Below are 14,757 nucleotides of genomic sequence, written 5' to 3'. Positions count from 1 at the left end.
ACTTCCTCTTCAAATTAATCAATAGGTCGCTCTATTACCAATTTTACCATAGATCCTCCATCATTTCCGTTTGTAAATGTTGGCTTGGCGTCGATAACTTGCGCTCTGTTTTTAATATTTAACAACCCCATACCTTCACTACTTTTCAAAACTTCCTGGGGATAACCTTTTCCATTATCAGAATATTCAATTTCGATTTTTCCTTCTTGATTGTGAATCTGAAAGTCTATTTCAGAAGCTTCGGCATGTTTAATTGAATTATTCACTAGCTCTTGAACAATGCGATAAAGCATCGGTGTGTCTTGGTCTTTTATTTGAGGGTCATCCCAATGTGAAATTGAGGCAGATAAACCATCACACGAAATTTTGGAAAACAAATCTTCAATGGCATGCTTTAGTCCATACTTTTTAAGGATGATTGGCATCATCTGATGGGAGATATTTCTTACTTGTGTAATTGTTTCATCAAGATGACCAAGCACAGGATCCAAAGAACCTACCCCTTCTTTTCGTTTAGCCACCTGAAGATTCAACTTTATTGATGAGAGCATTGCCCCCACTCCATCATGCAGCTCGGTACCTAATCTATTTCTTTCTTCTTCCTGAGATTTTAGTGTGGCATTCAACATCTCTTGCTGGTGTTGATTTTCAACTTCCTGCATTTTGAGTTGATTTTCCAGCATCTTCCTTCTGTAGAGCAAAACAAAGAATACAACGGAAAATGCCATCAGCATTACACCGATCGTTCCAACGATTACGAGTAAGATGACTTTCCCTTCCACAGAAGGCAAATTAAGAAGATTAATAATAAACTAGGATTTTTTTGCTTGGTAAGCCTTAGAGAATCTGAAGAGAAACCAGATAACGCCAAGGAAAATGACCCCCGTACCATAAATCACAATATTTTCAATGATTTCTATCATGATTTATTTGTAGTTAATGAGTCTGGATAGCCTTTGTCGATTAATGCTAAGGCGTAGAAGAGAATAAAATTCTTAACAATATTTCCTATGAGCTTGATTATTGGAATCAAGTTGAATGTTGAAATTTTAAGATCGAAGATTAGGTAGTTATTAAATATACCTTGTAAGAGGAGTAAACTATTGTAAATAAATAGCGAAGTAACAACCCAGAACAACGGTAGCTTCGTAAGTTGTAAACTTGGGCTTTTCAGCAATTCAAAATATACAAGCAAAGAGAAAGCTATAAAGGAAGCATTGCTAAAAAGGCGGATGAATACGTTGGATTCTGTGAATTCATAGAAAAAGATAAACGAAACAATTGTTCCAAGAATAAATAATCCAAGTAATCCTATTATTAGACGGCTATGCTTTTTAAGAATTTCTTTGAAAAGAAAAGCGGTTATCACATAGTTAACGATGTACCAAGAATTACCAATAATGAAACTATTGGGGTAAATCGCTCGAATAAAAAAGTAGTTAAAGTTATCAGCGAGTAGAGAGAAGAGGAGAATTAAAAATACAATCCCGGAAGTGCTCTTCCAGGATCGCATGAAATATAAAAAGTAAAGGCAACCGGCAAGAGCCGAAAACCTGTTCATTCCTAATAGCCAGATTCTTAATTCTTCCACTTAGTATTAACCTCCTAAACCTTCAGGGCAGTTTGGAGGACAGTCTTCCCCATCATCGACAGGATCGTCATCACCTAGACCTCCACCTTTTGCAGCAGCTGCTCCTAAAGATCTTAATTTATTATCTAAAATATTTCCATCCTTATCGGCTGGAAACATGACAAGTCTTTCTTTTCCGTCATCGTTGATTCCCTTAAAGAACCAAACGCCTTCAAGAGAATCATAACTACATAATTTTTCAATGATATCTCGTCCATAAAGCCAACCGTGTGTTGAATCAGGATTCTCTTTTTGATATCTTTTTACCCATTTTTTGGCCTTAGACTTATCCATCTTTTTGCCAATCTTCTTTACGTCTTTTCTGCGTTTATTTTCTGACATTTCTAATAAGGTTTAGTTGGTTTGAAGACAATGGTAGTGCTACCTGCGATTTTATCAAAGAGATGCAGAGCAAAAGGCATTTAAAATACCCTAAAACGGGTAGTGATTTCGTCGAAAATAGAAAAGGAACGCCGGAAATTAGATGAAACTTGGAGAAGCAATTATATTTGCTGTCCAACAATAAAAGCGAAGAAAATGGCAATGTTAGGAATAATTATCGGGTTGTTTGTTTTAGCAATTTTATGCCCGTATATACTACCCAATAAATCGGTGAGCTCTCACGAAAGAGATCACGAAGTAGATTAATTTTTCTTCTGCTTCTCTTTTCTTGCATTAACAAAGGCTAAAGCGTGCACAAACGCTACTAAGAATATTACGATATTAACAAAAATGTTTACGCCTTCGGTTACTGCTGGATTTGTTAAATTCATTGTATTAGTGTTTTGATGCGAAGATAGGTTCTTTCATCGCTTTCAGCAATTTTCTGACATCCATTTCATCATTATAGACATTAGGTGCTAATCGAACAGCATCACCTCTGATGCTTACACTCACTCTGTTTTGGTGTAGCGATTGTTTGAGGGTCTCGACATCCACGCTTTTTGGAAGCCTTACTCCAAACATGTGATTTGCTCTAAATTTTTCATCCTCTATTCGGTATCCCAATTCGACAAGTTGATCAGTTGCATTTTTCATCAACTCTTTGGTATATATCTGAATATTTTCAGGCTTCCATTTAATTAGCTGGTTGATTGCTTTGTGCAGCATAGGGACCAAGATGAAATTACTATGCTCGCCTACTTCATATCGAAGTGAAAGCTCCCTATAATTTTCCTGGTAATTTATCAACTGCGAGAAATCATTGCTTTCAAGGCGATTGATCCAATTGTCTTCTAATGGAATTCCATTATCAAAAGCAGGTCCATAATAGGCCATTCCGATGGAATATGGTCCCAAAAGCCATTTGTAACCTGCGCATATGAGCGCATCTGGACGAATTTTGTTTACACTGAAAGGAAGAGCACCTACAGATTGGGTTCCATCAATTATAAGTAGACCGCCAACCTCATCAAGTCGGACTCTTATTTTATCTAATTGAAACAAAGTACCATCAGACCAGTGGATATGACCAATGGACACAACCCGTGTCTGATCATTTATAGACTCTAAAATTTTGTTGTTCCATCTTTCACCTCTATTCTCTCCTTCTCCAGGAGAAATAGTCTTAACTGTAAACCCTTTTTCCTTAAGCCTCCACCATGGGTAAACATTACTTGGGAATTGTTCATCGCATAAGAGAACTTCGCCATCCTTGTAGTGGAGATTGTTTATGGCATTTGCAAGTCCATAGGATACAGATGGTATTATTACCACCCTACCTGGTTCAGGATTGTCTATTAGAGATGAATATTGTTTTCTGAGGACTTCCCCTTCTTTGAAAAAATCTTCAGGTGATATCCCAAAGGGTTTTCTCTTGCGTTTGATTCCTTCAACGCCAGCCTTTTCTACCTTTTTCATTAGAGGTGACATATATGCACAGTTGAGGTAAGCGTGCTTTCTCTGAAGGTTAAATTTTTGACGTTGACATTTCATGGTTATACTTACTTAATGAGATTTAAGCTTTTCGATTCGAGTGCTAAAGCAAAGGAAATCTTGGAACATAATCAACCAAGAATGGTACAGGCGGGCGACAAAGAAGTATGTATTGTCAGGCAAGGGGAATTGATTCATGCATTTCAAAATGCATGCAGCCACATGGGTGAAAAACTACATCAGGGTAAAGTAAACTACCTAGCAGAAATTGTTTGTCCCCTTCACACCTATCGATTTAACCTTATGACGGGTGAAGAAAGTCAACAGCGATGCAAAGCGCTGAAGATTTATTCAATAAAATATATGGACGACGGAGTGTATTTAGAATGCTAGCTTAGCCAATTTTGAAAAACTTCACTACTGAAACTAGCCAATCTGCAATAGCTTGAGCAAATTCATTTCCTGAACCTCTTCCAACTATATACAGTACAAAAAGCACATAAATACTAAGTAGCAGGTATGATTTTCTTTTGCCGAAATAATTTCCGCTTGTAAAGATTATTACTGCCAATACTGTGAGTAGCCATAATAAAAATCTAAGCTCACTACTTAAATCCACAATTTCTGGCGGCATATGAATTGGCCCATTGATTATCGTGAAGATGAAAAGTGGAAACCCTAGCGCAAAACATATATCGAATATGTTACTACCTAATGCATTTGAGATTGCATCATCATACTGCCCTCGTTTTGCATCTTTGATTGAAATGATTGTATCTGGGAAACTTGATGCTGCAGACGCAAGTATTAGCGCAACAAACATTACTGGAATATTCAGCCCTTTAAACTCTCCAAGACCAGCTACGGAATAGGTATCAGCACCAATCCACTCACAAGCAAGAACTAAGAAGTAGCAGACCATTGCTATCGATAAAGTTGAAAATATCAATAAAGACCAAGCCCTCTGTCCACTGATACGGTTATTTCCAATAAACACTCTTTCCAAATCGAAAGTTATCAACCCTTTAAGGAATGGACCTTGCGGTTCATCATCATTCTCGAAAACACCTTCATCATCATCTCCATGCCCTTCTTCTAATAATTCATCGCGATCGACTTTTTTCATGCTCGCAAACATGTAAACTATGTAGATCACATAGACTCCCATTAGCATCATTCCATGATACCAATGTAAGCTTGATCCACTGATTAGAATTAGGAATATCAATTCTGCAATGATTAGCGCAATCCCGTCTCTAAGTAATACTTTCCTAGACACTTGTACTTTCTTAGTCATCTTCATGCCTATTACAGCAAGAACGGCTACAGCCGGGATGACCATTCCATTGAAAATAGCGCTACCAGCAGTTGTTCCAATACCTCCTGAAAATCCTTCAGCGTCTGAAAGTACGAACAAGAAAAATAGTGAAGTAAATACTTCAGGCATCGAGCTCGCAATTGCGTTGATGGTAGCTCCTCTAACACCTTCAGATAAATTTCTGCCAATGTATTCTGATGCGGTCATGAAACCATCACCAGCTCTCCAGATTATTATGCAACAAAACGTGATTAGGAGAAGGGGTATTACAATGCCCATGTATATTTTATTACGTTGTAGTGTGTTTTTGCGGTGATCTCTAAGCTGGAATGGCCTAAATTAACAAAGTTTTTGCGAGTGGAAAACAAGTTGACGGATCTTTTATCAAAAGATAGTTCAACTTAAAACTGGTTTTGTCTAATTTTTCGATCAAAATTTAACTAGATGTATATAAATCTTTCAGGCCTAAATATTCTTGTTACAGGGGCTAGCAGGGGAATAGGAAAAGCTTTGGCAACTAAACTTGCTGAAGCAGGAGCGACGATCGCCGTGCATTACAATAAGAATGTTAGAGAAGCTGAGAACTTGGCTCACATTTTAGGAAATGAATCAAAGGCTTTTCAAGCGGACTTTTCCAAACCCGACGAAGCAGCGAAGTTATTTGAGCGTGTTAGCCTGGAAATGGGCAGTATTGAAATTGTAGTCAATAATGCAGGTTTGGCCAAGACATCGAGCATTGACACTAAAGACGATGAGTGGATGAAGTCTTGGAATGAAACAATGATGGTTAATTTGAGTTCAGCTGCAATTATTTGTAAAAAAGCAGTTCAACATTTTGTAAGTAGAAAAGCTGCTGGAAGGATTATTAATATTGCTTCAAGAGCAGCTTTCAGAGGAGAAGAGGCTGAGTATATCGCCTACGCGGCGTCAAAGGCGGGACTAGTTTCTTTGACACGTTCTATCGCTCGCTCGTATGGTAAGGAGGGAGTAAAAGCTTTTGTAATAGCACCTGGATTTGTACGTACAGACATGTCTCAGGAGTTTATGCAGCAATATGGTGAAGATCATGCCAAAGGAGATTTGGCACTAGAAAGGCTGACCGAACCGAAAGATATTGCCCCACTTGTGACCTTCATCGCCAGTGGTATGGCAGATCATGCCACAGGAGCAACATTCGATATCAACGCTGGGAGCTATTTACACTAACACATTTCTTTTTAGGGATTAATACCTAAATTAGAAGACCGAAAAAATCTGCCAATATGGAAAACAATATAAAAAACCACCTGAAAGCACTTATTCAGCTTTCTATCATAGATAGAGATTTTGGCGAGCCTGAAAAATCGTATGTTTATACCATTGGTAAGGCTAATAGAGTACCTGAAAACGAAATTGATGATTTGGTTCATGAAGTTCTCAATTCAAAGGAGAACAGTGATGTAAATTTTGATGGACTTTTATCAGAAGAAAGGTTTGACTATCTGTATGATATAATTCAATTGATGAAAATTGATGGTGAAGTATTCCTAACCGAGATAAAATATTGTGAAGAGGTAGCAGAGAAGTTAGGATATGATAAGAAAGTGGTCAAGAAAATGTCTGCAAGAGTTTATGGTGACCCGTCAATTACTGGAAATAGAGAAGCCTTGATGAAAGAGGCGAACAAACATTTAAATAAGTAACCCTAATCTAAATAGAGTATGAGTATCAAGGCTAAACTTAGCGTGCTGGTTCAGTTAGCAAATATCGATGGTGATTTTGCTGGTGAAGAAAGAGACCTGATATATATGATTGGCAAGGCCAATGGAGTAGGTGAAGATGAGATTAACAACATGGTTGAGAATCCTGAACCATTACCTCCCATTAGCACCATGTCAGAAGATGATAAGTTTGAATATCTGTTTCATTTAGTACAGCTAATGAAGATTGATAGTCAGGTGTATTTATCTGAAATTAAGTTCTGCGAAGAACTAGCAGAGAAACTCGGCTTCAAGAGAAATGTCATTTCTCAACTTTCTTCAAGAATTTATAGTGACCCGGCCATTGCGTCAGACGTTGCCTCCTTGAAGAGAGAAATTAAGAAATACAAGCACTAAAATCAGCCCGCCATTAGCGGGCTTTTTTATTCTACCTTAGGAATTAGCTGGTGATGAGTAATTCCAAAATGATGCTGCAACTTTGAAAGGAATTCATCTTCATGCATGATATCTGTTTCAACCACCTCTCCAAGCTCCAAAATTTTAAGCTTTTTATCGGTTAGAGTCACTCTACCATTTGCTGTAAGTTGACTGATGAGCTTTTTGCCAGTAAATGGTGAAGCCGCAGAGTTCTGGTGATACTCACACATTTCCATAAATTGAATGAGTTGCTTTTCTTCAGTGGTAAAGAGGTATTTGGTTTTAAAATAACTCGTATCGTTAGATACTTTTAATATAAAATTTTCATCAGGGTCTGTATCTAGCTTCCAGTATCTTGTGTAGTCCATTTGTATCTCCTTAGAAATTTTGATAGGTGAGATAGGTCCATCCCCGAACCCCACATCCACAAGCCATTGATCGTTGTCCAGGTTAACAACAATAGCCATGTGATCAAATGGTCTTCCAAATTCCTCCGATTGCTCGTCAAATACTTGGGCTGCAATCACATGGCAATCAAAACCAAGGTGGTATAGTAAGTGATAGAATAGTCCATTGGCTTCGTAACAAAAACCACCCCTCTTTCTTGTAACAATCTTTTCAAAGATCTTGGCATAATCTAAAATGATTTTACTTCCATAATGGATATCTAGGTTTTCGAACGGAACATTTAATAAGTGTGCTTTTTGGACTTTTTTCAAATATTGCAAAGAAGGCTCTTCACGAATCTGACCTATTCTTTGCAGATATGCTTCTACATCTATTTTGGAAGCTTTCGGTTTGTTTTGAAAAAAGTTGAGCTTATTCAATTTTTTACATTTAACTCTTGAGTCAAATTTCCAATCATGTTTTTCAAAGCTTCTTGCCATGTGACATCAGCATCCCATTCTCCAACATGGACATTTTTAGAGATATTTTGACGGATATAGAATTTATAGACTATAGCTTCCCGTGATATCGTTTTTGCTTTAGTTTGATCTGGCATCACCGGAATTACTGAAACAAAACCAGTTTCGCTTGGAAGCACATCATAGTCCAACATTTGCTTTACAATACCGGCGGAAGATTTGGCTGAGCGCAGAAGGAATTGATATCGGTTCCTCTTCAATTCATCATCATTCATCGCGTCTATCAATATGTATTCATAAGGATAAGAACTCATGATAGACTCCAGTTCCTGGTTTTTAATATCGATTTCTCTATTGTAGGCTTTTACATTGGCGAGCACTTCGCTATCTGAAATTTTTGAAGTATCCAATTTTATAAAACGTTCAACTGCAAGTTTGCTCCTCCTTAATATTCCTGGATAGTTTTTTAGTAACGTGTTTTCTACAATGGAAAGTCCTCCAAGATAATTTGGTTTTTCGGGGATTAGAAAGTTATAGAGCTCTTGATCCGCCCTACGTATTTCTTTTCCTACATCAAGTAAGAGTGAATAAAGTTCTTTGTTTTGCATGTAGAATACATCTCCACCGTCTTTTAAAATTCGAGTGGAACCATCAAAAGGTGCTATTAAAATCTCATATCCAGATTCCGACTGTGATAAAAAGATGATGTTTTTAATGTTTCGCTTATTGAACAATTCGACATATGATAATCGAGCACTGTTACTGGCCGTTAAATTCAATTCGTCTAAGTAAAAAATAGCATCTATACCCATTGTGACAAATGCATTGTGACATTGCGATATGAAATTTTCGTGGTTACCAACTTCAATAAAATCGCCCTTTTTATCTGGGACCGAAAAAATTACAGCACTTCTTTCGCTATTCAGTTTAGCTGGAACAGAGATTGACTTATTGAAAGACACAAAATCATAGATTGGTGTTTGTCCTCTTAGAAGTATGGCAAGGCAAAGGAAAAATGTCGAAATAGTAGCGCGCATATTTGAATACTAAAATGCTAATTTTATAAAATCTCAACTCATTATTGACCCAATTTAGTATAAGTATGCAAACGCGATGTGAATGGTGCGCCAACTCTTTTGAAGAATATGTAAAATATCATGATGAAGAATGGGGTGTTCCTGTTCATGATGAAAGACGGCATTTTGAATTTTTGGTCCTTGAAAGCGCCCAAGCGGGACTCAGCTGGGCAACAATACTTAAAAAGCGTGAAGGATATAGAAACGCATTTGCTGATTTCGATTTTCAGCAGGTCGCCGAGTACGGAGCTGGCATGGTTGAAGAATTATTGCAGGATTCTTCAATTATTAGAAACAGAATGAAGATTGAAGCTACCATCAACAATGCAAATAGATTTATGGAGGTGCAAAAGGAGTTTGGGTCTTTTGATAATTATTGCTGGCAATTTGTTGGAGGTAAGCCAATTATTAATGCTTGGAAAACAATGTCAGAAGTTCCTGTTACAACCAAAGAATCAGATAGCTTTTCAAAAGACCTTAAAAAAAGAGGATTCAAATTTTTGGGATCGACAACGATCTATGCACACATGCAAGCTATAGGTATGGTAAATGACCATACTATTGACTGCTTCAGATATAAGGAGCTAAGCTAAGTAATGATGAAAGCGTAACTTTACCCCACAAATTGCTTAGCGGATGATAGAGAAACTGGAGGAAATCAAACATCGTTTTGAAGAAGTAGGTCAACTGATCGTACAGCCGGACATCGTAACGGATATGGAGAAGTTTGGCAAGCTCAATAAAGAATACAAAGACCTCGAGAAGATAGTTGTTAAATACAAAGAGTATATAGATGCTACTAGCAACCTTGCTAGTGCGAAAGAAGTCTTGAGCAATGAAAAAGATCCTGAGTTTCGGGATATGGCCAAGGCTGAAATTGACGAGCTTGAACCTCAAATTGAATCTTTAGAGGAGGATCTAAAAATCTTACTTATTCCTAAAGATCCGAATGATAGTAAAAATGTCATCCTAGAGATACGAGCAGGTACTGGAGGAGACGAAGCATCAATTTTTGCAGGCGATTTATTTCGAATGTATAAGTCATATTCAGAAGATCAGAAGTGGAATTTTTCTGTCTTGAATTTTAACGAAGGAACTGCCGGAGGGTATAAGGAAATTGTGGCGTCAGTTGAAGGTGAAGATGTATATGCTAAACTTAAGTTTGAATCAGGAGTCCACAGAGTCCAAAGAGTTCCAGCAACAGAGTCTCAAGGAAGGGTTCACACTTCTGCAGCTACTGTTGCCGTATTGCCAGAAGCAGAGGAAGTTGATGTGGAGTTAAATATGGGCGACATTCGAAAAGATACATTTCGAGCATCAGGAGCGGGCGGTCAGCACATCAACAAAACGGAATCTGCAGTTAGACTTACACATGCACCATCTGGCTTGGTTGTAGAATGTCAAGATGGAAGGTCGCAACATGCGAATTATGATAAGGCATTAAAAGTCTTAAGATCTAGACTTTATGAAATGGAGCTTAAAAAACATAATGCAGAAATCAGTAGCCAACGGAAAAGTATGGTTGGTTCTGGTGATAGATCCGATAAAATTAGAACCTATAACTATCCGCAAGGTCGTGTAACAGATCATCGTATTAGTTTATCGGTATTCAACCTTCCCAATGTAATGAATGGTGACATTGAGGAGTTTGTGGAGCAGCTCAGAATTGCAGAAAATGCTGAGATGATGAAAGAAGAAGCAGAATAGGCCGTTAATCTCCAAATGAGAAATTCACTATTATTCATATTAGCCATTGTAATCTGGATGGGGTGTTCTACCCAAAGTGAAGATGTTTCTTTTGATCCGTCCTTATCACTTGTTTTTAGTAATGACTCTGTCGCGTTTGACACGTTGCTTTCTGAGAGGAGAAGTAGTACTCGGCGCCTTACGGTTTATAACCCCAACGATGAAGCGGTTCAATTTTCAGAGATTGCATTAGGCAAAAATGATGCTTCGGATTACAGTGTTATAATTAATGGAAGAGCATCCAACTCCTTGTCTAACGAACGATTGGCTGGTGGAGATAGTCTTTTAATTCTCGTTGAGGTCAACATCGCTCAGCGAAATCAAAACTTGCCGTATTTAGTAAAAGATTCCATCATTTTCAGGTGGAATACAAACGAAGAACATGTCAAATTGGTCAGCTATGGCCAAGATGGAAATACTATTAATAATATCAGTATTTGTAATCAGACTTGGACAAATGATAGACCTTACATTATTACAGATACTGTCTTTGTAGCAGAGGATTGTGAATTAATAATAGAAGAGGGAACAAAGGTCTTTTTCGAAAATGATGCAGTGATGTTTGTTGGCGGTACCCTAAAGGCAATTGGAGATTCAGCAAATCATATTGTCTTTAGAAACGCGCGTTTTGATGGAGTATATGATCGAGTTCCAGGTCAGTGGGATGGTATTTATTTCTTAGAAGGTAGCAGCGATAATGAAATGGCATTTGCGGAAATTTTCAATGGGCAAATAGGACTTAGAGTTGGCACACCAGATGATGATGATATCCCGGATGTTGTAGTGAGTAATACTGAAATCTATAACATGAGCACTGCGGGAATTTTGGCTTTCACATCAGATGTTGAAGTGACTAACTCGTTAATTTATAATTGTGGTCTCTACTTGGTAGGTGGATTTGTTGGCGGCAACTATAGGTTTAGACATTGTACTTTTTCAAATGAGCCAGCATTATTTATTCAAGATGAACCAACCGTTCAATTTTCAGACAATATCATTGTTGGTGAAAATGAACTTCTAGTAGACGATTTAACTATAGAGTTGACAAACAGTATAGTTTGGGGTCCCGCAGACGAAGAATTGCTAATTAATAATGGAGGCGGTGCAAATGTTACCGCGCTGCTAACTTCAAATATCATTCGCTCGGGATTAGAATTAGGAGACAACTTCACTTCGCAAGAATTCAACTTTCCAGGCTTTAAAGATGCATTTGGAAATGACTATCAGCTTGATACGCTTGCCTTTGCAAAAGACCGGGGTATTGATGTCGGTGTTTCAATTGATTTAATTGGTCGCGAAAGAGACGAGTTGCCAGATATTGGTGCCTTTGAGCGTTTCGAAAAACAATAGATCCTTACTAAATACTTATTAAGATTATTCGCTTTTCTTGCTATCTTATATCTCTTGATGAGATTGCTAGGTATCATATTTTATGTAGGTGTATCAATATGCACCGCGATAGAAGCTATTGGGCAAACCGATAGTTTAGCTCAGCGAATCCAAGGGAAAGAGGGTCTAGATAAAATCAATGTCTTGCACACCATAGTAACAGACGTTTGGCTCAACTATCCTGCCGATGCAATGAAGTATGGCCAAGAAGCACTGACACTTTCGAGAGAGTTGGAAGACTCGGCAATGATTTCTAAATCTTTACGTCTAATTGCAGGTGTACACTACTATAAAGGAGATTATGATAAATCTCTGGAATACAATCAAAAAGCGTTTAGTATCGGCGCCGCATTAAAAGATTCAACGCTCATTAACAATGGGTACAACAACATAGGCCTTCTTTATTATAACCTCGGCAGCTATCAAACGGCACTGGAATACTTACTCAGGTCCAAAACAATTAAGGATAAAATTGGAGAGACTTATGCACTTTCTACCACGCTAAACAATATTGGATTGGTCTTCGAACGTGTTAAAGATTATCAGCAAGCACGTAAATACTTTACTCAGGCTTATGATGTTGCCAATGCTATTTCTGATAGAGATAATGAACTCTATTCGACCAACAACATAGGCATCACTTACTTGCGTGAGGGCAATCTCGATGAAGCGATTAAATATTTCAGGAAAGGGGCTAATATGGGAACTGAATTCCAAAATATAAATTGGGGAGCCGTTTCATTAAGAGGTATTGGTGAAGTTTATATGTTATCAGGAAGAAAGGACTCAGTACTTTATTATTTGGAAAGCTCCTTGAACGCAAGTCGGTCTATTGATGATAAAAAAGGCATGGCTGAGGGTTACTTTTTACTAGCGAAAAATGCATTGTCTGAAAAGAATTTTTCAGAGTCGCTTAAGTTGTTGGGAATGAGCAATAGCTTGGCTTTGCAAATTCAAATTCGCCAACAGCAATTAGATAACTTAAAACTCTACTCTGAGATTTACGCTAGAATTGGAGATAACAAAATGGAGAATGAATACTTAGACAAGTATATCCATTTGAGAGACTCTCTTTTTCAAGATGCTGTCACCAGAAACCTAAATCTTATCCCAGTGAAAATACAAGAAGAGGAAGGAAGGTTTAGGTTATCAAGTCAACAAGCTGAAATTAGAAACCAGCTTTTGACAAATCAATTGTTTACACTCATAATAACCATTACGATTCCACTTTTGATCATAATGGTCATCCTATATAAAAGGTATCGAAGGAAGGCGATCGAACTTCAGCGAAACAATGAAGAATTAAAACATACCCAAAGCCTTCTTATTACATCAGAAAAAATGGCCTCGTTGGGTGTTCTTGCTGCAGGAGTCGGCCATGAAATAAATAACCCTCTAAACTTCATAAAAAATGGTGTTGAGGCAATTTCCAAGAAGATGGAAAACAATAAGGATGACGAAATGAATTCTTATTTGAAGATTGTCAATGAAGGAGTTAGCAGGGCTACCAACATTGTTAAAAGCCTGAGTCATTTTAGTAGAAAAGGCCATAACATGGAGGAGGTTTGTAACCTTCAAGAGATTATCGAGAATTGCCTTCTTATTCTACATAATAAAATAAGAAATAAGGTCAATATCGTTACCAACTTCACTAAGCTTAAAGTCAATTTAAAAGGAAATGAGGGCCGTTTGCATCAAGCAATGATGAATATTTTGGCAAATGCAGAGCAGGCAATCAACGGCAAGGGAACCATAGAAATAACCACACTTAAGAGAAAAGATCATATTGAAATCTGGATTGAAGATGATGGAGAAGGGATTCCAGAAGATAACTTAATGAAGATTAGTGATCCATTTTTTACAACCAAAGCACCAGGAGATGGTACAGGGCTTGGTTTATTCATAACGTTTTCAATAATAGAGGAACATAATGGAAATATTGAAGTAACTTCAAATATGGGAGAGGGGACAAAGTTTACGATCACACTTCCACTGAAAAGATGAGTAATAAACCAGCTATATTATACGTCGATGATGAAGAAGCCAACCTGCTACTTTTCCAAATTTCTTTTGCTGGCGATAAAGAGGTATTAGTTGCAGATTCACCAGAGAAAGCTTTAAAAACTCTTGAAGAGAATAAAGAAAGGATTAAGGCGGTAATTAGTGATATGAATATGCCAGTAATGAATGGTATTCAATTTATTGAGAGGGCGCAAGAGACATTGAAGGGGATACCGTACTTTATTTTGAGTGGCTATGCTTATAACAATGAAATAGATCAGGCACTGCAGCAAAAAACGATTCAAAGGTTTTTTACTAAACCATTTGATCATGGGGAAATAAATGACTGCTTAAAAAGAGCTAGTGGATTTTAGCCATCATCTTCCTTCTTTTCATTACTCGCGTCTTGGCCTTCTTCTTTTCCTAGAATTTTTTCTTTTTTCTCTTTAATACTTTCTGCTGCTTCTTCAAGGTTCAATCGAGCTTTCAAACGATTTAAAATTCCTTTGCCTATTGAAAATGCACGATCGCTAAAGGTGGGCTCTTCGGCATTAGCCTGTTCTGTAGTCTTTTTTGCCTCAGGTTTGATTAAATACTTATTGGAAGAAGTGCTATCTACCACAATCTTCTGCCCATTGGCACTAAAAGCCACCGCAAAAAACAAAAGACCTAGTGTAAATAGTTTATAACTCAATGCAACGAATTATTTTCGGGTATCATCAATATTAGCGTAAACAAG

General features: G+C 37.5%; 17 protein-coding genes. 9 read left to right on the top strand and 8 right to left on the bottom strand.

Annotated features, from left to right (window positions below; all coding sequences use genetic code 11):
- Positions 1 to 14 precede the first annotated feature (14 nt).
- The 4 genes from ACY650_RS08795 to ACY650_RS08780 form a co-directional block, all read right to left on the bottom strand.
- The gene (locus ACY650_RS08795; protein ID WP_462253828.1) at positions 15 to 782 is read right to left on the bottom strand and encodes a sensor histidine kinase; all 768 of its coding nucleotides are present in this window, start codon (positions 780 to 782) and stop codon (positions 15 to 17) included.
- Between the two features lie 137 nt (positions 783 to 919).
- Positions 920 to 1,513: a hypothetical protein gene (locus tag ACY650_RS08790; RefSeq protein WP_462253826.1), complete on the bottom strand. Its 594-nt coding sequence runs from the start codon at positions 1,511 to 1,513 to the stop codon at positions 920 to 922.
- Between the two features lie 84 nt (positions 1,514 to 1,597).
- Positions 1,598 to 1,972 (bottom strand): hypothetical protein, encoded by a 375-nt coding sequence (locus tag ACY650_RS08785; protein WP_462253824.1) that lies wholly within the window; start codon positions 1,970 to 1,972, stop codon positions 1,598 to 1,600.
- A gap of 435 nt (positions 1,973 to 2,407) precedes the next feature.
- On the bottom strand, positions 2,408 to 3,490 hold the full coding sequence (locus ACY650_RS08780; protein ID WP_462253822.1) for an aminotransferase class V-fold PLP-dependent enzyme: 1,083 nt from the start codon (positions 3,488 to 3,490) through the stop codon (positions 2,408 to 2,410).
- Positions 3,491 to 3,580: 90 nt separating this feature from the next.
- On the opposite strand from ACY650_RS08780, the gene ACY650_RS08775 reads away from it, so the two are divergent.
- Positions 3,581 to 3,898, top strand: coding sequence for a Rieske (2Fe-2S) protein (locus ACY650_RS08775; protein WP_462253820.1), 318 nt, complete (start codon positions 3,581 to 3,583; stop codon positions 3,896 to 3,898).
- Position 3,899: 1 nt separating this feature from the next.
- Here ACY650_RS08775 and ACY650_RS08770 read toward each other — a convergent pair whose 3' ends face one another.
- Positions 3,900 to 5,102: a sodium:calcium antiporter gene (locus ACY650_RS08770; protein ID WP_462253818.1), complete on the bottom strand. Its 1,203-nt coding sequence runs from the start codon at positions 5,100 to 5,102 to the stop codon at positions 3,900 to 3,902.
- Positions 5,103 to 5,267: 165 nt separating this feature from the next.
- Between ACY650_RS08770 and ACY650_RS08765 the strand changes: the two genes are divergently transcribed.
- From ACY650_RS08765 to ACY650_RS08755, 3 genes are read left to right on the top strand one after another with little or no spacing between them, the layout of a single operon-like run.
- Complete coding sequence (locus ACY650_RS08765; RefSeq protein ID WP_462253816.1) at positions 5,268 to 6,029, top strand: SDR family NAD(P)-dependent oxidoreductase; 762 nt, start codon at positions 5,268 to 5,270, stop codon at positions 6,027 to 6,029.
- A 56-nt stretch (positions 6,030 to 6,085) separates the two neighbouring features.
- The gene (locus ACY650_RS08760) at positions 6,086 to 6,505 is read left to right on the top strand and encodes a TerB family tellurite resistance protein (protein ID WP_462253814.1); all 420 of its coding nucleotides are present in this window, start codon (positions 6,086 to 6,088) and stop codon (positions 6,503 to 6,505) included.
- A gap of 18 nt (positions 6,506 to 6,523) precedes the next feature.
- Positions 6,524 to 6,919 (top strand): TerB family tellurite resistance protein, encoded by a 396-nt coding sequence (locus tag ACY650_RS08755; protein WP_462253812.1) that lies wholly within the window; start codon positions 6,524 to 6,526, stop codon positions 6,917 to 6,919.
- Between the two features lie 26 nt (positions 6,920 to 6,945).
- Here the strand turns inward: ACY650_RS08755 and ACY650_RS08750 are convergent, their stop codons facing one another.
- The gene (locus ACY650_RS08750; protein ID WP_462253810.1) at positions 6,946 to 7,767 is read right to left on the bottom strand and encodes an arylamine N-acetyltransferase family protein; all 822 of its coding nucleotides are present in this window, start codon (positions 7,765 to 7,767) and stop codon (positions 6,946 to 6,948) included.
- Positions 7,764 to 8,843: a hypothetical protein gene (locus tag ACY650_RS08745; RefSeq protein ID WP_462253808.1), complete on the bottom strand. Its 1,080-nt coding sequence runs from the start codon at positions 8,841 to 8,843 to the stop codon at positions 7,764 to 7,766. The genes ACY650_RS08750 and ACY650_RS08745 overlap by 4 nt, the downstream gene beginning before the upstream one ends.
- Positions 8,844 to 8,908: 65 nt before the next feature.
- Between ACY650_RS08745 and ACY650_RS08740 the strand changes: the two genes are divergently transcribed.
- From ACY650_RS08740 to ACY650_RS08720, 5 genes are read left to right on the top strand one after another with little or no spacing between them, the layout of a single operon-like run.
- On the top strand, positions 8,909 to 9,475 hold the full coding sequence (locus ACY650_RS08740; RefSeq protein WP_462253806.1) for a DNA-3-methyladenine glycosylase I: 567 nt from the start codon (positions 8,909 to 8,911) through the stop codon (positions 9,473 to 9,475).
- A 43-nt stretch (positions 9,476 to 9,518) separates the two neighbouring features.
- Complete coding sequence (gene prfA, locus ACY650_RS08735; RefSeq protein ID WP_462253804.1) at positions 9,519 to 10,589, top strand: peptide chain release factor 1; 1,071 nt, start codon at positions 9,519 to 9,521, stop codon at positions 10,587 to 10,589.
- Between the two features lie 15 nt (positions 10,590 to 10,604).
- Entirely contained in the window at positions 10,605 to 11,978 is a 1,374-nt protein-coding gene (locus ACY650_RS08730) for a right-handed parallel beta-helix repeat-containing protein (RefSeq protein WP_462253802.1), read from the top strand.
- Between the two features lie 57 nt (positions 11,979 to 12,035).
- Positions 12,036 to 14,021 (top strand): tetratricopeptide repeat-containing sensor histidine kinase, encoded by a 1,986-nt coding sequence (locus ACY650_RS08725; protein WP_462253800.1) that lies wholly within the window; start codon positions 12,036 to 12,038, stop codon positions 14,019 to 14,021.
- On the top strand, positions 14,018 to 14,392 hold the full coding sequence (locus tag ACY650_RS08720) for a response regulator (protein WP_462253798.1): 375 nt from the start codon (positions 14,018 to 14,020) through the stop codon (positions 14,390 to 14,392). The genes ACY650_RS08725 and ACY650_RS08720 overlap by 4 nt, the downstream gene beginning before the upstream one ends.
- Here ACY650_RS08720 and ACY650_RS08715 read toward each other — a convergent pair.
- On the bottom strand, positions 14,389 to 14,712 hold the full coding sequence (locus ACY650_RS08715) for a hypothetical protein (protein WP_462253797.1): 324 nt from the start codon (positions 14,710 to 14,712) through the stop codon (positions 14,389 to 14,391). The genes ACY650_RS08720 and ACY650_RS08715 overlap by 4 nt on opposite strands.
- Positions 14,713 to 14,757: the final 45 nt, after the last annotated feature.

It is taken from the genome of Ekhidna sp. (genome assembly GCF_963691765.1).
Taxonomy (GTDB): Bacteria; Bacteroidota; Bacteroidia; order Cytophagales; family Cyclobacteriaceae; genus Ekhidna.
This window is presented reverse-complemented; position numbering and strand designations above follow the sequence as displayed.